The following is a 21,869-nucleotide window of genomic DNA, read 5'->3' as shown; positions in this document are numbered from 1 at the left end:
AAATACACTCAAAACATTATAAGAATTCTTTTTCAGCAGTTAATTTAGTGCCTTAACCGTCTGTAATAACTGTACTGTTTCATATAAGGGCAAGCCCACCACATTGGAATAACTGCCCTGTATTTTTGGAATATAACGTGCAGCAATTCCTTGAATTGCATAAGCCCCGGCTTTACCCAAAGGCTCACCTGTCGCCCAGTAACTTTCCATATCTGCAGCGCTCAGGATTTGAAATTCGACCTGTGTACGCACCACTATACTGTATTTTTCACACTTTGTACGAACACAGACGCCACTATACACATCATGCCATCGACCAGAGATTTTTGTCCATATTTCAATCGCATGTTCTTTAGATTCAGGTTTGCCCAGAATCTCCTGATCGACCCCTAAACTGGTATCCGCAGCAATAATGATGGCATCCGGATAGCGTTCGGCCACGGCATCCGCTTTGGCTCGTGCCAGACGCTCGACATAAGCAGCGACTGTCTCGCCCTCTTGTACCGATTCGTCAATTTCTGGACTATAAATATCAAATTGTAGCCCGAGTTGCTGTAACAACTCGCGACGTCGTGGTGAGCTGGAAGCTAGAACTATATGCGCCATTTTTTCAGCATATAATAAATTACTGGCCAGACCAGAATACTGGTGAGCATTGGAATCCAGTGTCGTGCAAAAGAAAATTGCATCCCGGCCATAATCTGGGCAAAAAAGATTATCAGCAAATATGCCACAATCGCCAGCCCCATAATCATCCAGAGATTATTGAAGGTCAGGATACGGCGTTCGCGGGTCAGAAAGCGGGCTAAAAAGGCGATAATGATAAAGCTCAGCGCATTCAGACCCAAGGGGGCATCTAGCAGCAAATCCATAAAAATACCGGTGCCGAAGGCAAACCAGATTCCGCACCAGGTTGGCTGGCACAGCACCCAGAATAGCATGATCATCAGCATGAACAGCGGACGCCAGCCCGAGAGATTATAGGAAAGTGGATAGACCATTAAAATGGAAGCTACAATCACCGAAATGACAATAGCCATTAAAGGATCACGATGCTTTCTAGACTTCATCCTAGCGATTGACATGCGGTTGCTCCATCGCTAATGAATCGGAAAATAACACCACCACGTGATGTCCACCGGCCAGCTGGGCGGCAGGTGTGACATCAATCTGGGCAAACTCTCCGGAATTATGCCGTTGTACTTTAGACACCTGCCCCACCAGATAACCTGCCGGAAAATGTTGTCCCAAGCCCGAACTATAGACTTTTTCACCGACCTTGATATTGGCACTGGTCGGTACATATTCCATTTTCAAACGTCCCAGATCACCTGTGCCCGAGACAATGGCACGCATGCCCGTACGTTCCAGACGCACTGACAGTGAATGCTCTTTATCAGACAGCAGCATGACCCGGCTACTATGCGGATAGACATTGATAATCTGTCCCATGATACCCTTGTCGTCCAGTACCGTTTGCCCGACTTTTAGCTGGCTTTTAGCACCCCGGTTGATCACGATAATATGCCGCAATGGATCGGCATCGGTGCCAATCACTTCCGCAATTTCGATACGTCCATCAATGATTAGCGGTGTGTCCAATAGACCGCGCAAACGGGTATTTTCGGCAGAAAGTTCAGAGATTTTTTGTAAGCGTACCTGTGCCTGTAACAGCTCGGCCTGCATCGCGGTATTTTCCCGGCGCAACTGAGCTTCAGACTTGGTTTGTTGATTTAACCACTCTCGCGACAATACCGGATAACTGGCCACCGCATAAATAGGATTATAAGCAGCGTACAAGACATCCCTTGCAGGTTGAACAACATGTGGCATGCGCCAATCAAAGAAAAGCACCACCAGGCATGTCACCAATGCAATGATAAAAGAGCGAAAAGATGGCGGTTGTCGAGAAAACAGATGTGCTTGCACCCGCCGGATCCTTTTCTTAGCCTACGAATAACATGTCATGATTTGGGTTGTCGAAAAATTCGAGGACCTTGCCGCCACCGCGTGTCACACAAGACAGTGGATCTTCTGCAACCACAACAGGCAAACCGGTTTCTTTAGCCAGCAGCTTGTCCAGGTTACGCAGCAATGCACCACCACCGGTTAACACGATACCGCGTTCGGCAATGTCCGAAGAAAGCTCAGGAGGCGTGTGTTCTAGTGCCGATTTCACCGCAGCAACGATATTTTGCAATGGATCAGAAATGGCTTGGGTAACTTCGTCAGAATTAACCACAATCGCACGTGGTACACCTTCTGCGAGGTTACGGCCACGAACTTCAATTTCAAGCGGTTTAGCGCCTTCATCTGGCAACGCCATACCCACTTCTTTTTTGATCACTTCAGCCGTGGTTTCGCCGATCACACAGCCATGCGCTTTACGCACATAGTTAATGATCTGCTCATCAAAGACATCACCGCCAATACGTAAAGAATCGGCATAAACACAACCCTGCAGCGAGATAATTGCAATTTCAGTGGTACCACCGCCCACATCAACCACCATCGAACCACAAGCCTGCTCGACTGGCATCCCTGCACCAATCGCTGCTGCCATTGGCTCTTCGATTAAACGCACATCACGTGCGCCCGCATTAAACACGGCTTCACGAATGGCACGGCGCTCGACCAGGGTCGATTTACATGGCACACAGACCACGACACGCGGTGCCGGAGTAAATAAACGGTTTTCATGTACTTTGCGAATGAACTGATTCAGCATGGTCTCAGTGACTTCAAAATCCGCAATCACACCGTCTTTCATCGGACGGATCGCTGAGATATTGGCTGGGGTACGACCTAGCATTTGCTTCGCTTCAAGACCGACTGCCGCAACAATTTTATGTGAACCACTATGACGGATGGCTACAACCGTCGGTTCATTTAATATAATGCCTCGTCCTGGCGCATAAATAAGTGTATTTGCTGTACCTAAATCAATGGCAAGATCGGGCGAAAACAAGCCTATTAGTCGTTTTAGAATCACGGGGACGTTCTCAGTTAAACTTTATATGGACGCAAGGTGGCCACTTTAACTAAATGTGATGATTTGGACAAGTCAATCGCTTATCATAACGCATGATAATTTGAATTTTTTTAATACTGATTAGGTAATATTATGTCTACATCGGATGCACAGCATTCTGCAGATTTAAGTGCAGAAACAGTTTCAGCTATTGCCAACCTTGCACGGTTATCTCTCAATGATACGCAATCTGCTGAATATGCTCAAAGTTTAAATAAAATTTTAGGCATGATGGAAACCCTGAAAGGCATCAATACCGATGGTGTTGAACCCCTGAAAAGCCCTTTCGACCACCCTCAGCCGCTACGTGATGATGTGGTTACCGAAACCAATCATCGTGAACAATACCAAGCAGTTGCACCAGCTGTTCAGGATGGCTTGTACCTCGTACCGCGCGTGATTGAGTAATTACTACCCAGTTCATTCTTTTTATTAAATTAAACGTAAAGAATTATTTCTCATGACAGATTTACATCGCTTATCCATTCGTGAACTTAGTGAAGGTCTGGCAAATGCCCAGTTTTCATCTCGCGAATTGACTGAACACTACTTAAAGCGCATTGCAAAAATTGATGCACAGGTCAAGGCTTATGTGACAGTAACTGCTGAACAGGCGTTGGCTGAAGCTGATGCTGCCGATGCTGCAATCAAAGCTGGCAATGCCTCTGCCCTGACTGGTGTGCCAGTTGCCCACAAAGACATTTTCTGTACCCAGGGCATCAAGACCACTGCCGGTTCTAAAATGCTGGACAATTTTATCTCTCCTTACGATGCAACCGTAGTAGCGAAAGGCAAAGCTGCGGGCCTGGTCACTTTAGGTAAAGTGAACATGGACGAATTCGCGATGGGTTCGACCTCTGAGAACTCATATTACGGCGCAACGGCTAACCCTTGGAACTTGGGTCATGTCCCTGGCGGTTCTTCTGGTGGCTCTGCAGCAGCTGTGGCAGCGGATTTAGCACCATTTGCAACTGGTACTGACACCGGCGGTTCTATTCGCCAACCTGCGTCATTCTGTGGCCTCACCGGCCTTAAACCGACCTATGGCCGTGTATCGCGTTTCGGTATGATTGCTTATGCGTCATCACTGGATCAAGGCGGCCCAATGGCGCGTTCGGCTGAAGACTGTGCTTACCTGATGAATGTGATGGCCGGCCATGATGCCAAAGATTCAACCTCAATGGACAAAGACGTTGATGACTATGTGGCAAATCTGAACGCCACATCTGTAAAAGGTTTGCGCATCGGTATTCCAAAGCAATACTTCAATGTGGAAGGTCTGGATGCAGACGTAAAAGCACGGGTTGAAGAATCCTTAAAAAAACTGGAAGACATGGGCGCAATTCTGGTTGAGATTGATCTCGATATGACAGAAAGCTATGTGCCGACTTACTATCTGATCGCGCCTGCTGAAGCCTCTTCGAATCTGTCACGTTATGACGGCGTGCGTTATGGCTACCGTGCAGAAAACCCGGTGGACCTGATGGACCTGTACAAGCGTTCACGTTCAGAAGGATTTGGTGCAGAAGTGCAACGCCGTATCCTGATTGGTACGTATGCCCTGTCTGCAGGTTATTACGATGCTTACTATGTAAAAGCACAGAAAGTACGCCGCCTGATCCAGCAAGATTTCCTCAAAGCATTTGAATCTGTTGATGTCATCGCAGCACCTTCTGCGCCAACGACTGCCTATAAAATTGGTGCGGATTTAACGCCAGTTGAAATGTACCTGGGCGATATTTATACGCTTGCGGTAAACCTGGCAGGTCTTCCTGCGATTAACGCGCCTGTCGGTTTTGACCAGAACAACTTGCCAGTTGGTTTACAGCTGATTGGGAATTACTGGTCAGAATCTCAATTGTTGTCTGTGGTACACCAGTATCAGCAAGCAACAGATTGGCATACAAAACGCGCTGCAATTGCTGAGGAGAACGCATAATGGCTCAAGCTCAAAAATCGGCTAAACCAAAATCCAACCTGATTGATGGTTGGGAAGTCGTTATTGGTATCGAGATTCACACTCAGCTTGCCACCAATACCAAAATTTTCTCAGGTTCATCGACTGTTTTCGGTAATGATCCAAACACCCAAGCCAGCCTAGTTGATTTGGCCATGCCGGGCGTGCTTCCTGTATTAAATAAAGAAGTGGTTGATCTTGCGATTCGCTTTGGTCTGGGTATCGATGCTTACATCGACCAGGCTTCTGTGTTTGCGCGTAAAAACTACTTCTACCCGGATTCTCCAAAAGGCTATCAGATCAGCCAGATGGACAACCCGATTGTGGGCTTGGGTCATATCGACATCCAGCTTGAAGATGGCACGGTTAAACGCATTGGCGTAACCCGTGCGCATTTAGAGGAAGATGCAGGCAAATCGATTCATGACCAGTTTGAAGGCATGTCTGGTATCGATTTAAACCGTGCCGGTACGCCACTACTTGAAATTGTTTCTGAACCAGATATGCGTTCGGTTGAAGAAGCGGTTGCTTATATCAAAGCGATTCACACGCTGGTACGCTGGTTAGGCATTTCTGACGGTAACATGGCAGAAGGTTCATTCCGCTGTGACTGTAACGTGTCTTTACGTCGTCCGGGTCAACCTTTTGGTACACGTTGTGAATTGAAAAACCTCAACTCATTCCGTTTCATTGAACAGGCGATCAATGTTGAAATTGAACGTCAAATGGAAATTCTGGACTGGGATGGCACCATCGATCAGGAAACGCGTCTGTTCGATCCTGTGAAAATGGAAACCCGTTCGATGCGCTCGAAAGAAGAAGCCAACGATTACCGCTACTTCCCTGACCCAGACTTGTTGCCTGTGGTAATTGCTGATGAGCAAATCGAAGCAATTAAAGCAACCATGCCTGAGCTTCCTGCGGCACGTCGCGAGCGTTTCGTCGCTGACTTTGGTGTAACTGAGTACGATGCACACGTCCTTACGCTTACACGTGAAATGTCAGAGTTTTATGAAGAAGTGGTTAAGGCTGCTGGCGGTGCTGCGCAAGGTAAGATTGCTGCAAACTGGGTGATGGGCGAATTCTCAGGGGCGCTCAACAAAGCAGGCTTAGATTTGGCGGACTCTCCTGTATCGGCTGAAAAACTTGGCGGTATGATCGCGCGTATTGTGGACAACACCATCAGCGGCAAGATCGCAAAACAAGTGTTCGGCTTTATGTGGGAAGAAGGCAAAACTGCGGACGAAATTATTGCTGAGAAAGGCTTGAAACAGGAAACTGATACAGGCGCAATTGAAGCAATTATTAAGGAGGTGCTTGCTGCCAATGAGAAGATGGTTGAAGAGTTTAAATCTGGTAAAGAGAAAGCTTTCAACGGTCTAGTTGGTCAAGTGATGAAAGCGTCACGTGGTAAAGCCAACCCTGCGCAAGTAAATGAATTAATGAAGAAACTGATTGGTTGATTTGTTCGCTAATTAATTGATTTTATGTTATAAAAACCTCGCTTAGTGCGGGGTTTTTTATGGATTTCAACAAATTAAAATTAGATAAAAAAAGAAGTATTGAAGAATACTTTAATTTCTTTGTTGCAAATTGCTTAGATATAGAAACAGCAATGAAAGGAGTCAACGATGGAAACTCTGTATTTATTGGTGATATTAGTTTTGGATTCTCTCCAGAAATCAATAGTACTTGGCGAGATTTCTTGACCAATATTCTTAAAGTAAAAAATTTAACCAATTATGTTTCATATAAAACTATCGATAAGGAAATCAAAACACTATTCAAAGAATATTTAATAAATAAAAAAATAAATTTATTTGAAAAATTTCAAAAAGTTATTGCTTGTCTTGAACAATATCAAACTGAAATAAAATTTCATTACTTCTATGTAAAGGGATTTAAATCATCCCAAATATATAAATTTGAAAATATTAAAATTGGAAATTTTGAAGATATTTGTCCCCTTACTAACATATCTTTTTACGATAAGATTAGATCTAATTTTGAAAAAATATATAAATATAAGTTAAAAAATAATACTTTCAATTCACTTGATGACTATCATAAAAATGATTTAGATAAATTAATTAGTAATTTGGAAGGAAATACTGTTTTAGAAATATCCAATTTTGGTGATGATGAAAGCTCATTAAATCAAAGTATCAGTGATGCTGAATCATTTATAAATGAATTAATTTTTCTAGCAAAAAATAGTACCAATCTAGATTTTAATATTAGTTTAAATTCAAGGCAAAAGGAAAATACTCTTCCATTAATAGTGAATTATGAAAACTCTAGATTGAGTTCATCATCTGGAAAAATTGAACATTTAGTTTTACTTAATCTTAAAGAAGAAACCAATGCACCAATTCAAATTGGACCAATTTTTAAAAAACTAAACTTCCCGTTATACACAAAAGACAATAACAACAAATTAATTGAAAAACTAAAAATAGCTATAGGTTGGTATTCTTCATCATTAAAAACCCTAAATCACAGAGAAAGCTTTCTTTTTTGTGCTATAGGAATGGAAGCATTATTAACCAACGGCAGAGACTCTATAACTAAAACTTTATCTGAGAATACAGCTTTTCTGATTGCTAGCAGAGATAAAGATAGTCGAAAGTACATCTATACTCAAATGTCTTATTTATACTCGCAAAGGAGTGGAATTGCACATGGTGGAAGTGCGAATATTGAATTAAAAGATTTAGTTAAATTACGTTACTATTTATCAATTTCTATTATTACAATCATTAGGATGATTCAAAATAACACCATTAATAGCGATGACGAATTATATCAATATCTAGAAGGTTTAAAGTTTGGATAAATATCAGCGACTATAAAAAAGTATCCTCCATCGCCAAGCTCGAAGACTTAGGACGTATTCAGCTCTCCAAGTCCTTTTTTATGCGCTACTTCTAAAATCCCTCTAAATCTCCCTTTAAAAAAGGGAGACTTTGTCATGTGATTAATTTGATACACGTGGTTCCCTCTCCTTTGACAAAGGAGAGGGTTAGGGAGAGGATTACTTTTATGCTATAAAATCAAAAAACTAACTAATAGAAAAACAAAAATGACACCTGAACTATTACTTACCATCATTCAAGCTTTCATTGGCATATTCGTGCTTGTGATCGTCATCATGCTCATCTATCCCAAATGGCGAAAAAAGATCACAGAACCTAAAGGCGATACCTCCAAACGTCAAAGAGGATCTGATTGGGCAGATGGGCTAGAACTTATTTTTATTCCCATTTACTGGCTAATTAAACTTATTGCAGGCATCTTCAAATAAAGCCTCATGACTTATCGCCTTATAGTCCCAACTTATTCAACAAATCTGGGGTTAAAAAAGTCTGTGCAACACGATTCAAATCGATATAACGCAGCACACCTTTGAGCTGATTATTAATTTCCGGATTCTTTAAAATTTCCTCGCCTGTGGTTTTGCCTAAAGCCTGAAAACTATCTCCAACCGCTTGCAAACCTTCAGCCTGAATCACCGCCTTGGTCTGTGCTGAACATTGCTCCACTAAAATGCGCTGCAACACCGTCGCCAGATTCTTGTCTAATGCTTCCTTTTGAGTAGCGGTCACATTGCTAAAAGCCTTTAAGTCGGGATGATTACCCAATGCCACAAAGGTCGATTGCAACACTGTCGTTTTATCGGTGGCTGTGGTGGATTTCATCAAACAGTCACTGAGCTGATCCACCGTTGGGCCAGCTATTGCAACCTGAGTCGCCCCAAGCAAAGTCGTTGCCAAGAATACTGCACGAAGACAAGATGAACCTTTCAAATTCATATCCATTTCCCTTTTCATCAGCTCAAGCTGCTTAAACAAAACAGCTTCTTTGTATCATGTAAAAGGCAGGCAAGCCTGTTATGACTCTGTAACCTAAAATCATGAACAAAAAAATCCCGACATCAGTCAGGATTTTTTCAGAATCTATTGATTCAATAACATGATTACCAAATTTTGATGCGTTTTTCTTCCGGTAAATACATGCCATCGCCCTGCTTCACTCCAAAGGCTTCATAGAATGGGTCTTGGTTCAGTAAGGTTGCACGCCCCCGAATAGCTGATGGTGAATGTGGATCAGTTTTAACCAGCTGTAATGCCATTTCAGGACGCATTTTCGCACGCCACGCTTGTGCCCAACCCAAATAGAAACGCTGATCGCCACTAAAACCGTCGATCTCAGGTGCAGGTTGTCCATTTAAAGACAATTTATATGCTTCGTATGCCACCGCTAAACCGGAATTGTCGGCAATATTTTCACCTAAGGTTAATTCACCGTTCACCTTATAGCCAGGCAAGGCATCATAGGCGCTGTATTGTTCCACCAAGGCTTTGGTTTTGGCTTTGAACTTTTCATTATCCTCTTCCGTCCACCAGTTTTTCATGTTGCCTTCGGCATCAAAACGACTCCCCTTATCATCAAAACCATGGCTAATTTCATGCCCAATAACGGCACCAATCGCACCATAATTGACCGCATCATCGGCTTTCATGTCAAAGAATGGTGGCTGCAAAATGGCAGCAGGGAAAACAATTTCATTCGACAACGGATTGTAATAGGCGTTTACGGTTTGTGGCAGCATATGCCATTCTTCGCGGTCAACTGGCTTGCCCAGCTTGTTCATTTCGATGTCATAAATAAAACTGTTGGTACGCTGAATATTACCGATTAAGTCGCCATCTTTAATATCTAACTTGCTGTAATCACGCCATTTATTTGGATAGCCAATTTTCACACTGAAACTTTTCAGTTTACGATGTGCCTGAACTTTGGTGGTATCGCTCATCCAGTCTAATTTATTGAGATTTTGCTCAAACGCCAGCAATAAATTGTCGACCAATTTTTCCATACGCTGTTTTTGTTCAGGCTGGAAATGTTTTGCCACATACACTTGTGCCAGACTTTCACCCAGAATCGCATTGGTCAAATCGACACCGCGTTTCCAACGCGCACGTTGCTCAGTCACTCCACGTAAGGTTTTGCTATACATGTCAAAGTTTGCATCGGCATAAGGTTGGCTTAAATATGCTGCATTGCTATTAATCAGGTGAAATTTAAAATAGGTCTGCCATGAATTAATCGGTGTTTTTTCTAAAATTTGATTGAGATCTTCAAAATAACTTTTTTGCGCCATAATCACGGTTTTGGTTTTTTTATCTAGGCCTGTGGCTTTAAAATAGGTTTTCCAATCAAATGCCGGCACTAAAGTTTTTACATCTTTGAGTGCATAGACATTGTACATTTTTTCTATATCGCGATTTTGCACGCTGTCCCATTGCACTTTGGCAATGTCGGTTTCTAACTGCAAAATTGTCTGCGCATGTGTGCTTGCTTCAGCTTCTATTTCACCAGAAAGCATAAGCAGTTTTTCGATATATTTCACATACGCTTCACGTGCTATTTTTAATTTTTCATCGTCTTTTAAATAGTAGTCACGATCAGGTAAGCCTAAACCGCTTTGTCCCATCATTACCGCCATTTGATCGGACTTTTTCAAGTCTTGCATCACACCAAAATCAAAAGGTGTGGTGACTCGAGTTTTCGCAAATTCCGCGACCAACAACGTAAAGTCTTTTGAGGTTTTCATAGCTGCAATTCTGGCTAAATCTGCTTTAAGTGGCATTAAGCCTTTAGTATCTAAAGTCTTAGTGTCCATAAAGCTGGCATATAGGCTACCGACTTTTTGTTCATTGGTTCCATAAGCGGATTTTGTTTTGGCCAGGTCTTCGACAATGGCATGCAACTGCTGAGTCGAATTTTCACGTAACTGGGTAAATGCACCCCAGTTTGGCATGTCAGATGGAATATCTTCGTGTTCTAACCAGTGCCCGTTCACATGTTGATAGAAGTCCTGTTGTGGAGCGATTTTTTTATCAAAGTATTGCTGGTTTACACCTGAGCTTAATTGTTGCGCCACAACAGTTTGATCTGAAGCATAATTTGCAGTTGAAACCAATAATAAAGCACTAACTAGTGTTGTTTTTAGAAAAATTTTCAAAGCTGACTATCCTTGCGCTTCACTGCGCAGTTTAATTTAAATATGTATGTTGATTTTATGATCAGACACTTAAGTCCTTATACGATAAGCAGCATATATGCCAATCTCTAAAAAAACGTTTGGCTCTATATAATACTCTTTTACAGAAAAACAGGGCTGTTTTCAGACTCACGGCCCCGCTTTTTAACCGCTACCAGATGGATATCCGTTTTTCTGGAGGTAAATACATCTTGTCACCTTCTTTAATTTCGAAAGCCTCATAGAAACTCTGTTGATTACGTACAGCGCCATTTCCACGCACGGGTTCCGGGGCATGGAGGGCAAGATTCAGACTATTCAACAGATATTCAGGATTACTCTTGCTGCGCCATACCTGTGCCCAACCCATATAAAAGCGCTGATCCCCACTAAAGCCATCAATGACCGGGGCAGGCTGACCTTTAAGCGATAATCTATAAGCCATATGTGCGACACCTAGCCCCAGGTTATCTGCAATATTTTCACTTGTATTTAATTCAGCATTTACCTTGTATCCGGGTAATGCTTCATACTGTTTATATTGCTCGACCAAGGCTTTGGTACGTTCATTAAATTTTTTACGGTCATGCTCGTTCCACTTTTCTCCACCCTTACCTTTTGCATCAAAATGACTGCCCTTATCATCAAAACCATGACTAATCTCATGTGCAATCACAGCGCCTATGGCCCCATAATTGACCGCAGGATCATGGCTTGTATCATAATAAAATGGAGGGTGCCAGATTGCCGCTGGTAGCACGATTTCATTGAGTTGGGCGTTATAGTAGGCATTTGCCGATTGCGGCAACATGTACCAGGTTTCCGGATCAATGGCCTGTCCTACCTTGTCCAGTTCACGTTGAAAATTTAACATTCGGGTACGCTGGATGTTTCCGATCAGATCATCTTTACGAATATCCAAGGCTGAATAGTCGCGCCATGTTTTTGGATAGCCAACTTTGACATTAATACTATCCAGTTTATGTCGCACTTCTCTTTTGGTATCCGCTCCCATCCAGCTGGCCTGATCAAGTTTTAGATGAAATGCTTTACGGATATTTTCCACCATTTCCAGCATGGCTGGGCGTTGTGTTTCATCAAAATACTTTTCTACATAAAGCTTGCCAAGAACATTCCCTAAAATGCCGTTGGTCAGTTCAAGAGCAGATTCATCACGTGGAGAACGCGTTTGGATTCCATTCAAAGCAGTATCATAAAAATCAAAATAATGTTTCTGAAAAACTTCAGTTAAATATGGTGAATAACTGTTGATCAAATTAAATTTCAAATAGGTTTGCCAGGTTTCGATCGGAATGACCTTCCATAATTCGTCCAGTTGTCGTAAATAATCAACCTGAGAGATAGCAACCTCTTTTCCGATACCTTTTAGGCCTAGTTCTGAAAAATAACTCATCCAGTCAAAAGAAGGCATGAAGGTAATAACATTTTTAGGTGCAAAGACATAGGCTTTCACCTCATCATGGCGTAACTCCGTGGCTGACCAGCTAATTTTTGCCAATGCCTTTTCCAAAGCCAGAATGGTGCGTGCATCTTCAATCGGCTTGGGCTGACCGGCAAAATTTAAGGTATTGGCAACATACAGCAGATAAGTATTCCGAAGTTCCTGATGGCGTGGTTGCTCGCTCAAATAGAAATCACGGTCAGGCATGCCCAATTCACCCTGCCCCACAAACATCATAGCCTTTGAAGAAGCTTTTCGGTCCTGATGAAAATCGGTAGAAAATGGCAAGTTCAGGTCAATTTTTTCTGCATAGGCAAAGAATTCTGCCAGATCTTTTTTAGTCCTGATATTTTCAATCCGCTGCAAGTCTTGTTGTAATCCTGCTAACCCAATGTGTTCCAGACGTTTGCTATCCATATAACTGGCGTATAAATCTGCGACTTTTTGTTCATTGCTGCCTTGCGGATGCTGCTTTTTAGCCAGTTCATTAAAAATGGTAAATAACTGATGACTTGACTTCATACTCAATTCGGCAAATGCACCTGATAGGGCCTGATCTTCAGGAATCTTTGCAGTTTTCAGCCAGTTTCCATTTACGAACTGATAAAAATCCTGTTTTGGGTCTACTGTCCTATCAATAGAGCTAAGATCAATTGCTGACTTTAAGTAAGTCGTAGTCACTGCATGATTCATTGGTGAAGCTAGAAATGCACCCATAAAAATCAAGTGACTTAAAATATGTTTTCTCAAGCGATAAATCTCATTATTTTATATGGTTGAAATCAATTGGTTTTTTATTTTTTAACGCATTGTCCTCTATATTCAAAACTGAATAGTTTTAAGCAAAGGATGTACCAATATAACTCATTATATATGGTTGAATAATCTTAAATTTAATCAACAGAAATAATAAATAAATTCCCGATAATGATTACTACCTGATATGAAAGCTTCTTTTTATTTCTGGCCTGCTAAATTTTTTTAATATCACCATACCAGTCATTATTCATTTTTATAACCCCATGAAAGCAAAATCTTTTATCAGTTTTAGAGCTATTTTAAATATTCTCTATCTCGATGCTTATAAGCATAAATCAAACTATTTTTCATTTCGATCGCCTGAAAAGAGATGACCACTCTCTTTTTCAGGCGCTAAAATTTTCACGAAAAGATCTTAAAGTTACTTGATCTGTCTTAACATATTTTTTGCACCACTATGATTATAGTTATTGGCTAAATTTTGCAGAATCCGCTTGGATTGAGCTTTAGCATTCGGGAAACGGCTGGCATAGACCGGAATACTGTTCAGGCAGCGTGCGACCAGCATCCCTGATTCAGTATAGACACGTGTCCCTTCTGTACCCTGCAATTTTCCATAATTATAGGCACGCTGTGCGTTGTTACAGGCATTGTTAAGATTCTTGCCGCTGTTAATATCACGACGTGCCGACACATAACTTTTCATCTGTTGTTGTTGAGGTGTTTCTGCCACCACAGCACGAGCGGATGCTGCCAGCTGTCTTTTTTCTGCTTCTTTTTTCTCCAGCTCTCTTCTTTCTAATTCCTTGCGCTCTACTTCTTTTCTCTCCAGATCTTTGACCGCTAATTCCTTAAGTTCCTTGGTATTCTTTGCAGCAGAAGGTTTATTAGTAGTGGTATTTTTTAGCGAGGAAGCCATATTTTTTTCAGCTGCAAGCTTGGCTTTAGGACGATAAAAATTTTGGGCTTTGGAAAGACTCATAAGTTGGGTGAGTAATCGAACACTGCGCGTCTGGCTGGTTTTATCAACCTGCCGCTCAGAAATCGGCTCAATCGAAACAATCCAGCTTTCTGTCAGATCATCCATACGACACTGATAGGCACCACTTCCCTGGACAACACCTCGATTGCTGCTCAATCGTTTGCGTTGAGCCACATCTGCTACAGCATTAAAAGTACTTTTGTACAGCAGAGAAAATTTACCGCCCTGTTCATGACAATATTGCGTCAGTATGGACCGAGGATACATCGCCTGAGTGGTATTATTTTTCTGTGCTTGCCCCCAAAGATAAATATAATCTTTTGCAGTACCATCACGTTGATTTAAAGCCCGTTTGGCAATTAGCTCGTCAGGACTGGCAAAAGGATGTAAAACCTCTGTTTTCATCCGGTTCATGCTATTACAACCGACTAAACTCGCTGCCCCTATTATTAGAATAATTACTTTTAGCTTCTCAGCAAACATCTCAACCCCAAACCCCTGTATAACAAAGCGAAAATAGCACAAAACCATAAACACAAGATATTGATAATTATAAAATTTAAACGGTAAAAAAATACATATCCGTCTCAAGTTTGCTAATTGTGCCAAGCTTCACATGATAAAAATTGACACAAGTATCATTATTAACCCAGATCAAATAATAAACAATACTATATAGGACTCAAGAAAAAGAAAGAAAAAACACATAAAAAACCGAAGAAGGCGGTGATTCCTTCTTCGGCGGCTTATTCAGATAACGCTACAGAGCTTTATTATTATGTGTAATAAAAATTACCTTTTATCCACTATAGCATTGCCTGAACAAGATCAGCATAAGAATAATTTCCTCAACGTACATTTTTTATTTTTATACGTGAACCACTGGAAATTAAACACCATCTTGGCTGGCCATTAGGATTCTAGCCAAGAAAAAAATAATTGAATACCCCAATATTGGGAGGTTCTACAACTATTTTTCCGGTTCATTCAGATAGGGGGTAGATCGTTATTTTCCATTGGATTTTGTGAACTAAATCACAATAAACAAAAGCCAAAATTAAATCTGTTTGGCTGATAAAGTACACCAATAATATAAGAAAAAATTAATCGATATGTGATTCAAATGCTTTCAAACGTTTATAGATTGACATGAGCTCAATAATGGTAGGCCATGACAATATCAAATACTGGAAAGATTCGCGGACTTTGCCAAACACGTTCAGGATTTGCATCATCAAACCCAGCGTAATAGCACCCGCTGCAATACTTGGAAACAGAATAAATAATCCGTAAATATTGTCTAACTGCAAATACCAGATCCGGACCATATTGAAATAAGCATAATGAAAATACAGCCTGAAGTAATTCCAGCGTACCCGGCTAAACAGTTCTTGTAATGTCAACGGATGTGCCCGATCAGCATAATCTTCGCCATATACCAGCTCTTTGCGATATGCTGCCTCAACTTTCTGGTTATTGAACTCCAGTCCGGGCAGTTTCATTCCTACAACCATTAAAATGATCGTACCCAATAGCGCCCAGCCGATTGAGGCCCACATTAAAGCATGTGGTATTTCTCCCACAATTGGCAGGACCTTCACGTGACTAGATAGCTGATACAAGATCGGAAGGAAGGCCATTAGTAACATAAGTGCTTCAATCAGCGAAACACTCAACTGTTCCGTAATTTTAGCAAAACGCATGGTATCTTCCTGGATACGCTGCGATGCACCTTCAATATGGCGTAATTGCTCCCAATGTGCGGTATAATAGTTATTCATCGCAGTACGCCAGCGAAAGACGTAATGGCTGACAAAAAACAGGTTAAATACGGCCAAAGTGACATAAACTATTGCAATATAAATAAAGGTTAATGCCCCTTGATAAAGCAATGACACATCACCGCCGCCTTTGGTGAGCATCTGTTGGATCTGGTCATAAAACGGACTGTACCATTCGTTTAATACCACATTTACCTGCACTCCAAACCAGATATTAAACAGGATAAATGCCGACCCCCAGACTGACCAGCGCTGCCATGGATGTCTGGCTTTCCAGTACCAGAACAGGGCAAATATAGCAGTCGCAATGCAATACCAGAGATAGAACCAGATAAATTGGTCCGACCAGAAACGACCGATGCCTATCGTAAGTTTTTCATCAGGAGAGCCTTCAGGGAAACCCAGATAAACGCCCCATCCTGATCCGCCACTATGCCAAAGCACAAGATTAATGATAAACCACAAAATCAGACTACTAAAAAACCAGACGGGTTGTGGGAAAAATGACTTAAACATACCGACACAGCTCTCCTTATGTCTTTTGGTCATTCAAATAACCCATATTTTATTCTTATTGCAGATTTTTACTGTTATAAAGCATTATTTTTAAATTTAGTGTAAAAGACAGGAGGATACTTGTTCTCTGAAAGCTTATTTTTAGCTGTCAACTCTGCATGATAATTCTTTTTCGTATATTCTCAGTTACTACCCGCTAACTCTTCATAGTAGGGGAGTAAAAAGCACAAAGATCATAATTTTTTTGAACTTTTCCCTCTGCGCAAATTTTTTATTTTTATTATTTGTCGGGTTTCTGTAAAAAATCTAATACATCTATACTCTGAAAAAGTGGGTTGAAAATCATGTATACCGCATGTCTTCTGGAGATTCCTCTCTGAATGGCCGTATTTCTCTTTACTTAAACAAGTCATTGATCGAGTTCTCAGTTTTTTGAAGAAATGGTTAAATTTTCAAAAATCATGCTATGATTTAATTATCGAAAAGTAATCTTATTTTGGAAAAGCTATGGAAAGTTCGGTAATTGAATTACTCAAACCAGTGACGCTAAGAAAGGAAAACTGCGATCCTATTATTTTTGAAGCTGGCACTGTTTTGAAAGTTGTCATGCAGACTCCAACCAGTCTTCTGGTGAGTAATGATGATGACTTTAACTTTACAATTCCTTTAAAAGACGAAAATGAGGTCTGGAGAGAAATCTGAGTATTTCCCCTCCCCCCATGTTGATGATTGGGTTGTATCAGGTATTGGCGCTTTAATTTAAATGGTACGACCCCCAACTTAGCCTCCCTCTCATAGCTTATTCATTATTTCTTAAAACTTATTCTCTCGCTTGTAATGCCCTGCATATACTCATTCTAAAGTTATTCATTCCTTCAAAAATATTTATGAAATTCATTTATTTATTTATTACTAGTCAAAAATTAGACATAGTCATTTTTTGATCTTTTTTGTTAACTTTATTTTCCTAAAAAGTCCATTGCATCACTCCTGTCTCTTTAGCACAACTTTATCCAACTGCTTTTCCTTATCTAAAGAATGAGAACTTTCAAGTTATTTATGGTCGACAAATAACAGTTTACAAACTTGCCTTTTCTCAAAATATTTATACCTTATGGTAAAATACATAGACCAGAATGAAAAAATCAACCTTGACTCTCAATTTACCAGGCTGCTTCAGCTACATAAATTTAAAAAATTAATCTGTAAAAATTTTATAATGAAAATCTTCTTCTATGATTTATTTCAGTAAATAATCTTTTTCTAGATTATTCATTAATATATAAAATCTTTATTTTTCATAAACTTAATCAATAAACTATTTTAAATAAAAAATTTAAAAATATTAATACTTAAAAAATAAAAATATTTAAAAATAAAATATATCCTTGAATAAATATATTTATTATCCAAACAATACTCATTATTAATATAGTAGGAACAATTATTAAAATACAACAAAAAACCATCCTATTTAAATAAAAGCATTAAAAATTCCTCTTAATCCATTTTTAAATTTAATTAAAAATAATAGCACCTCATCTAAATATTTCTAAATCTTACAAAGTAACAATATTTGTTAAAAGTGTTTCGTTTCTGCACTTAAAGCCAGAATTTTAAATGAAATATGCTATAAATTTAATTAAACCAATGACAATTCAAATGGTTTTAAATTTTAATTAAATTTAATTTCAGAGGCTTAGGTAATATTTATGTCAACTCCAAAGGCAGATCAAGACCAAGAAGATTCACTTGTAAGCCCTTTTTATATATTACCTCATATGATTTTAACCCAGCTCAAATCTTTTATTTATTCACATAAAGTAGTTTTATTTCTTGATATTGACGGGACCATTTCTGAATTTCACCCTGACCCGGAAAAAAGTATAATCAGGAACGAAACTTTAAATATCTTAAAAGAATTACAAAAATATATTAGCTTGGTATTAGTGACAGGCCGCTCAATTGCACAAGCACAAAAACTCATTTATCCATTCACCTGGAATATTGCCGGCTCTCATGGTCTGGAATTATGCTATCAGTCAAATTTAACAAATTTAGTTAATTTAAATTCTAGACAGTTTGAATTATTAAAAAACCACATTAATGAGCGGTGCCTTGATTTTCCTAAGCTTCGGATAGAAATTAAAGATTATTCTATCGCCCTACATTTTCGTGAACATCCTTATTTAGAACAACAAGTACACACATTTGCCCTGGATTGTCTCGCTCACTTTCAAGATTTTGAACTTAAGGCTGGAAAGTTTGTATTTGAACTGGTACCCAAAGGTGCAAATAAAGGTGCAGCCATCCAAAACATTATTCAACATTATCATTTAAATGATTATTACCCCATTTTTATCGGAGATGATCTGACTGACGAAGCCGGTTTTAAGGTCATCAATACTCTTAAAGGCTGCTCCATCAAAGTCGGCCCAGGCAAAACCCTGGCACACCATCGCCTTGAAAAGGTAACCCAGGTGCAGGCTTTTCTTGCGGAATTCTTAGAAATATTGAAAGCACAACAACAATTATTATTGGAGAAATTACATGTCAAAACTCATAGTGTTATCTAATCGTGTAAATCTACCCAAGGCAGACAATACCCAGGCAGGTGGATTAGCGGTTGCTTTGCAGGATGCTTTGCATGATATAGGCGGTATCTGGGTTGGCTGGAATGGATCCCGAGTTGAACAAACGAAAGAACAGAAATTCCAAATCCTGAAACATCAGAATGTTGAATATCATACGAGCCCTTTGACCGAGTCCCAATATCAGGGTTTTTATTGCGGTTTCGCCAATAATGCATTATGGCCACTAATGCACGATCAACATCAACTGGTAGATTATCAGCCCCAAGATTTTAAAATTTATCAGGATGTTAATTTACGTTTTGCCAAGCACCTGAAACAGGTGGCCTCTCCTCATGACATCATCTGGATCCATGATTACCATTTCTTAAGTGTGGCGCATTATTGTCGTAAGCTCGGTATGCGTAACCGTATTGGCTTTTTCCTGCATATTCCTTTTCCTGAACTGAGACTCTGGCAGACTTTACCTGCTTATCGCGATCTGGCCCATCATTTAGCCAATTATGATGTAGTGGGTCTACAAACTTCTCGCGATCAGGAAAATTGTCTGCAGTTCCTTGAACAGACCTTGAAAGTCCAACATCGTCATAGTGAAATTTTAAATTATCAATCTCGAAAGATTCATGTGAAATGCTATCCAATTGGTGTGCATCCTGTGCAACTACAAAATCAGGCCTCAGATACTCATCTAGAAAAGCTGCCCTTTAATCTCGACACAGCGCCGCCTTATAAAACCATCATTTCGGTTGACCGGATTGATTATAGTAAAGGCTTATTGGAAAAAATCGGATCTTTGCAGAGCCTGCTAGAAGATCAGCCAGAATTTAAAAATCAATTCCAGCAATTACAAATTGCCTGCCCATGCCGGCTGGATGTAAAAACCTACCAAAATCTGTATGAGCAATTTAAATCTGCCGTGCAGGAACTTAATACCCAGCAGGGTACAGCGGACTGGGTACCTTTTGATTGCAGCTATGACACCTTGGGGCATGAAGCCTTGATGCAACTCTATCGCAAGGCAGATATCTGCTGGGTAAATTCGATCCGGGACGGTATGAACCTGGTTGCCAAAGAATATATTGCTGCACAGGACCCTCTAGATCCCGGTATCTTGATTTTGTCTAAATATGCCGGCGCTGCCGAACAAATGAGAGAAGCTTTACTGGTGGATCCATATGAACACGACAGTATGGCCAAGGCCCTGAAAAAAGCGCTACGCATGCCTAAATCAGAACGTTTAGAGCGTTATCGGTATTTAAATCAGGGCTTGAAAAACTTCGATATTATTCGCTGGCGTGATCAGTTCATTACTGACCTGAAAAACTCGCAAAGTCTGCGGATCTATCGCCCTGTGGCTACCGGAGCGTCAACCCAGTTCAGCGTAACTGCTTAAGTTTTGAGCCTAAAAAAAACACCAGCATTAAGCTGGTGTTTCATTTTGAAGAGGAGCAACTGCATCTCCGCCTTGGTGAACTTCTCTTGGCTCTGCAGTGAGATGATTCAAAATCGTAATACCCAACAGGCCAATCGCAATGACGCTAAATACCAGACTTAATCCAATCATTTCACTGCCAAATCCTACCAATGCTGGTCCAATCAATGAACCTGTATAAGCAAATACCGATACATAAGACAATGCTACATGTGAAGCCAAGGTTTTTTGACGTCCTGCACGGGAAAACATCAGCGGTACAATATTGGCACTACCTAAGCCTAAAATTGCATAACCTACCAATACTACTTGCCAGACTGGCGCAAACACTACTGTCAATAAACCGGTGGTCGCCAGGAGTGCACTTAATAAAATCGTATTTTTTTCACCTAACTGGTTAACAATCAAGTGTCCGCTAAAACGTCCCAATACCATCAAGCCAGCAAAGAAACTGTAAGCTAAACCGGTTTGTGCAGCTGGTAAACTAAACTCAGTGCTCAGATAAATACCACTCCAGTCCATGGCGGCACCTTCAGAGAGGAAAGCAACAAAACAGATTAGACCAATGCCTAAAATCGCCAAGGTCGGTGCTGCTTTTTTCACAGGCTGTTTTGGTGACAATGCTTCATCTGTCACTGTTTTAGACTCAGCACCCAAGCTAAAAGGAACAGCAATTAAGGCAATAAGCAGCAAAATGCCACTGACAATGATCGCACCGCTTAAAGGTGCCAGTCCGAATCCCATCAACATGGTCATACCCAGCACCCCAGCCAGACCACCTAGACTACATACCCCATGAAAACCAGACATTAAACTTTTACCGAGTTTTTTCTCAATCTGTGCAGCCTGCATATTGACAGTAACACCCAAAGCGCCAGCACTTGCACCAAATAAAAACAGGCTGACAGCCATCATTATATGATTTGGGCTATAAGCCAGCGCAGGGAGAATGAACATCAATGCACTCAGAATCACTGCTAAGACTGCACGGCAACCCAAGGCATTGGCCAGTCGGCCTGCCAGTGGCATAGCCAGCATCGAACCGATCCCGGCACAGAGCAATAGCAGACCGAAATCAGCATGATTTAATAACAGGCGCTGCTGTGCATATGGAATTAACGGAGCCCAAGCCGCAGTACCAAAGCCCAAGCAGAAGAAGCACAACGCAGTCGCTATTTTCTGCCATAAATATGGTGATGGAGACTGAATTCGAGAAAGCAGTGTTTGATTGAACATTGTATTACCAAAAAAGAGGGTTCAGGCATCCATTACCGAGCATCCATATAAAAACCCCACAGACTTATAGTTAAAA

At 40.7% G+C, this 21,869-nt stretch carries 18 protein-coding genes; 8 read left to right on the top strand and 10 right to left on the bottom strand.

Annotation, left to right across the window (positions count from 1 at the left end; all coding sequences use genetic code 11):
- Nucleotides 1-39: 39 nt before the first annotated feature.
- From VXQ11_RS00200 to VXQ11_RS00185, 4 genes are read right to left on the bottom strand one after another with little or no spacing between them, the layout of a single operon-like run.
- The gene (locus tag VXQ11_RS00200) at nt 40-606 is read right to left on the bottom strand and encodes a Maf-like protein (protein WP_144724652.1); all 567 of its coding nucleotides are present in this window, start codon (nt 604-606) and stop codon (nt 40-42) included.
- On the bottom strand, nt 594-1,085 hold the full coding sequence (gene mreD, locus VXQ11_RS00195; protein WP_416705148.1) for a rod shape-determining protein MreD: 492 nt from the start codon (nt 1,083-1,085) through the stop codon (nt 594-596). Before mreD ends, VXQ11_RS00200 begins: the two co-directional genes overlap by 13 nt.
- Nucleotides 1,072-1,929, bottom strand: a complete 858-nt coding sequence (mreC, locus tag VXQ11_RS00190) for a rod shape-determining protein MreC (protein WP_064101592.1) — start codon at nt 1,927-1,929, stop codon at nt 1,072-1,074. Before mreC ends, mreD begins: the two co-directional genes overlap by 14 nt.
- A gap of 16 nt (nt 1,930-1,945) precedes the next feature.
- Entirely contained in the window at nt 1,946-2,992 is a 1,047-nt protein-coding gene (locus VXQ11_RS00185; protein ID WP_064095714.1) for a rod shape-determining protein, read from the bottom strand.
- Nucleotides 2,993-3,124: 132 nt separating this feature from the next.
- Between VXQ11_RS00185 and gatC the strand changes: the two genes are divergently transcribed.
- From gatC to VXQ11_RS00160, 5 genes are all read left to right on the top strand, one after another.
- A complete protein-coding gene (gatC, locus tag VXQ11_RS00180; RefSeq protein WP_064095715.1) occupies nt 3,125-3,439 on the top strand; it encodes an Asp-tRNA(Asn)/Glu-tRNA(Gln) amidotransferase subunit GatC in 315 nt (104 codons plus the stop codon).
- A 52-nt stretch (nt 3,440-3,491) separates the two neighbouring features.
- Complete coding sequence (gatA, locus tag VXQ11_RS00175) at nt 3,492-4,970, top strand: Asp-tRNA(Asn)/Glu-tRNA(Gln) amidotransferase subunit GatA (RefSeq protein WP_416681748.1); 1,479 nt, start codon at nt 3,492-3,494, stop codon at nt 4,968-4,970.
- Nucleotides 4,970-6,451: an Asp-tRNA(Asn)/Glu-tRNA(Gln) amidotransferase subunit GatB gene (gatB, locus tag VXQ11_RS00170; RefSeq protein WP_416705147.1), complete on the top strand. Its 1,482-nt coding sequence runs from the start codon at nt 4,970-4,972 to the stop codon at nt 6,449-6,451. The genes gatA and gatB overlap by 1 nt, the downstream gene beginning before the upstream one ends.
- A gap of 59 nt (nt 6,452-6,510) precedes the next feature.
- Nucleotides 6,511-7,824 carry a HEPN domain-containing protein gene (locus tag VXQ11_RS00165; RefSeq protein WP_312326121.1) on the top strand — a complete coding sequence of 438 codons (1,314 nt, stop codon included), beginning with the start codon at nt 6,511-6,513 and terminating at the stop codon, nt 7,822-7,824.
- 246 nt (nt 7,825-8,070) lie between these two features.
- The gene (locus VXQ11_RS00160; protein ID WP_005107594.1) at nt 8,071-8,292 is read left to right on the top strand and encodes a hypothetical protein; all 222 of its coding nucleotides are present in this window, start codon (nt 8,071-8,073) and stop codon (nt 8,290-8,292) included.
- A 19-nt stretch (nt 8,293-8,311) separates the two neighbouring features.
- Here VXQ11_RS00160 and VXQ11_RS00155 read toward each other — a convergent pair whose 3' ends face one another.
- The 5 genes from VXQ11_RS00155 to sbmA form a co-directional block, all read right to left on the bottom strand.
- On the bottom strand, nt 8,312-8,800 hold the full coding sequence (locus tag VXQ11_RS00155; protein WP_416705146.1) for a hypothetical protein: 489 nt from the start codon (nt 8,798-8,800) through the stop codon (nt 8,312-8,314).
- 164 nt (nt 8,801-8,964) lie between these two features.
- Nucleotides 8,965-11,016 (bottom strand): M13 family metallopeptidase, encoded by a 2,052-nt coding sequence (locus tag VXQ11_RS00150; RefSeq protein WP_064101597.1) that lies wholly within the window; start codon nt 11,014-11,016, stop codon nt 8,965-8,967.
- A gap of 190 nt (nt 11,017-11,206) precedes the next feature.
- A complete protein-coding gene (locus VXQ11_RS00145) occupies nt 11,207-13,213 on the bottom strand; it encodes a M13 family metallopeptidase (protein ID WP_416705145.1) in 2,007 nt (668 codons plus the stop codon).
- Nucleotides 13,214-13,676: 463 nt separating this feature from the next.
- Nucleotides 13,677-14,651, bottom strand: coding sequence for a hypothetical protein (locus VXQ11_RS00140; protein WP_416705144.1), 975 nt, complete (start codon nt 14,649-14,651; stop codon nt 13,677-13,679).
- 689 nt (nt 14,652-15,340) lie between these two features.
- On the bottom strand, nt 15,341-16,534 hold the full coding sequence (gene sbmA / locus VXQ11_RS00135; protein WP_416705334.1) for a peptide antibiotic transporter SbmA: 1,194 nt from the start codon (nt 16,532-16,534) through the stop codon (nt 15,341-15,343).
- 507 nt (nt 16,535-17,041) lie between these two features.
- Here sbmA and VXQ11_RS00130 point away from each other — a divergent pair.
- The 3 genes from VXQ11_RS00130 to VXQ11_RS00120 all read left to right on the top strand — a co-directional run bounded on the left by VXQ11_RS00130 (nt 17,042) and on the right by VXQ11_RS00120 (nt 20,518).
- Nucleotides 17,042-17,236, top strand: a complete 195-nt coding sequence (locus VXQ11_RS00130; protein WP_064095723.1) for a hypothetical protein — start codon at nt 17,042-17,044, stop codon at nt 17,234-17,236.
- A gap of 1,010 nt (nt 17,237-18,246) precedes the next feature.
- Nucleotides 18,247-19,110 (top strand): trehalose-phosphatase, encoded by an 864-nt coding sequence (gene otsB, locus VXQ11_RS00125; RefSeq protein WP_416705143.1) that lies wholly within the window; start codon nt 18,247-18,249, stop codon nt 19,108-19,110.
- Nucleotides 19,085-20,518 (top strand): alpha,alpha-trehalose-phosphate synthase (UDP-forming), encoded by a 1,434-nt coding sequence (locus VXQ11_RS00120; RefSeq protein WP_416705142.1) that lies wholly within the window; start codon nt 19,085-19,087, stop codon nt 20,516-20,518. Before otsB ends, VXQ11_RS00120 begins: the two co-directional genes overlap by 26 nt.
- 27 nt (nt 20,519-20,545) lie before the next feature.
- Here the strand turns inward: VXQ11_RS00120 and VXQ11_RS00115 are convergent, their stop codons facing one another.
- Complete coding sequence (locus VXQ11_RS00115) at nt 20,546-21,793, bottom strand: MFS transporter (RefSeq protein WP_416705141.1); 1,248 nt, start codon at nt 21,791-21,793, stop codon at nt 20,546-20,548.
- Between the last annotated feature and the right edge of the window lie 76 nt (nt 21,794-21,869).

Source organism: Acinetobacter sp. 197, assembly GCF_048148385.1.
GTDB classification, from domain to species: Bacteria; Pseudomonadota; Gammaproteobacteria; order Pseudomonadales; family Moraxellaceae; genus Acinetobacter; species Acinetobacter pecorum.
Note: the sequence above shows the minus strand (reverse complement) of the source record. Positions and strands in the feature narration are given on the sequence as shown.

What these genes read in the sequence shown, in the direction of transcription:
- VXQ11_RS00140 (WP_416705144.1), bottom strand. Translation starts at nt 14,651, where the DNA reads ATGAACCGGATGAAAACAGAGGTTTTACATCCTTTTGCCAGTCCTGAC.
- VXQ11_RS00130 (WP_064095723.1), top strand. Translation starts at nt 17,042, where the DNA reads ATGGAAAGTTCGGTAATTGAATTACTCAAACCAGTGACGCTAAGAAAG.
- otsB (WP_416705143.1), top strand. Translation starts at nt 18,247, where the DNA reads ATGTCAACTCCAAAGGCAGATCAAGACCAAGAAGATTCACTTGTAAGC.
- VXQ11_RS00165 (WP_312326121.1), top strand. Translation starts at nt 6,511, where the DNA reads ATGGATTTCAACAAATTAAAATTAGATAAAAAAAGAAGTATTGAAGAA.
- sbmA (WP_416705334.1), bottom strand. Translation starts at nt 16,534, where the DNA reads ATGTTTAAGTCATTTTTCCCACAACCCGTCTGGTTTTTTAGTAGTCTG.
- VXQ11_RS00200 (WP_144724652.1), bottom strand. Translation starts at nt 606, where the DNA reads ATGGCGCATATAGTTCTAGCTTCCAGCTCACCACGACGTCGCGAGTTG.
- mreD (WP_416705148.1), bottom strand. Translation starts at nt 1,085, where the DNA reads ATGTCAATCGCTAGGATGAAGTCTAGAAAGCATCGTGATCCTTTAATG.
- gatA (WP_416681748.1), top strand. Translation starts at nt 3,492, where the DNA reads ATGACAGATTTACATCGCTTATCCATTCGTGAACTTAGTGAAGGTCTG.
- VXQ11_RS00145 (WP_416705145.1), bottom strand. Translation starts at nt 13,213, where the DNA reads ATGGGTGCATTTCTAGCTTCACCAATGAATCATGCAGTGACTACGACT.
- gatC (WP_064095715.1), top strand. Translation starts at nt 3,125, where the DNA reads ATGTCTACATCGGATGCACAGCATTCTGCAGATTTAAGTGCAGAAACA.
- VXQ11_RS00115 (WP_416705141.1), bottom strand. Translation starts at nt 21,793, where the DNA reads ATGTTCAATCAAACACTGCTTTCTCGAATTCAGTCTCCATCACCATAT.
- gatB (WP_416705147.1), top strand. Translation starts at nt 4,970, where the DNA reads ATGGCTCAAGCTCAAAAATCGGCTAAACCAAAATCCAACCTGATTGAT.
- VXQ11_RS00155 (WP_416705146.1), bottom strand. Translation starts at nt 8,800, where the DNA reads ATGAATTTGAAAGGTTCATCTTGTCTTCGTGCAGTATTCTTGGCAACG.
- VXQ11_RS00120 (WP_416705142.1), top strand. Translation starts at nt 19,085, where the DNA reads ATGTCAAAACTCATAGTGTTATCTAATCGTGTAAATCTACCCAAGGCA.
- VXQ11_RS00160 (WP_005107594.1), top strand. Translation starts at nt 8,071, where the DNA reads ATGACACCTGAACTATTACTTACCATCATTCAAGCTTTCATTGGCATA.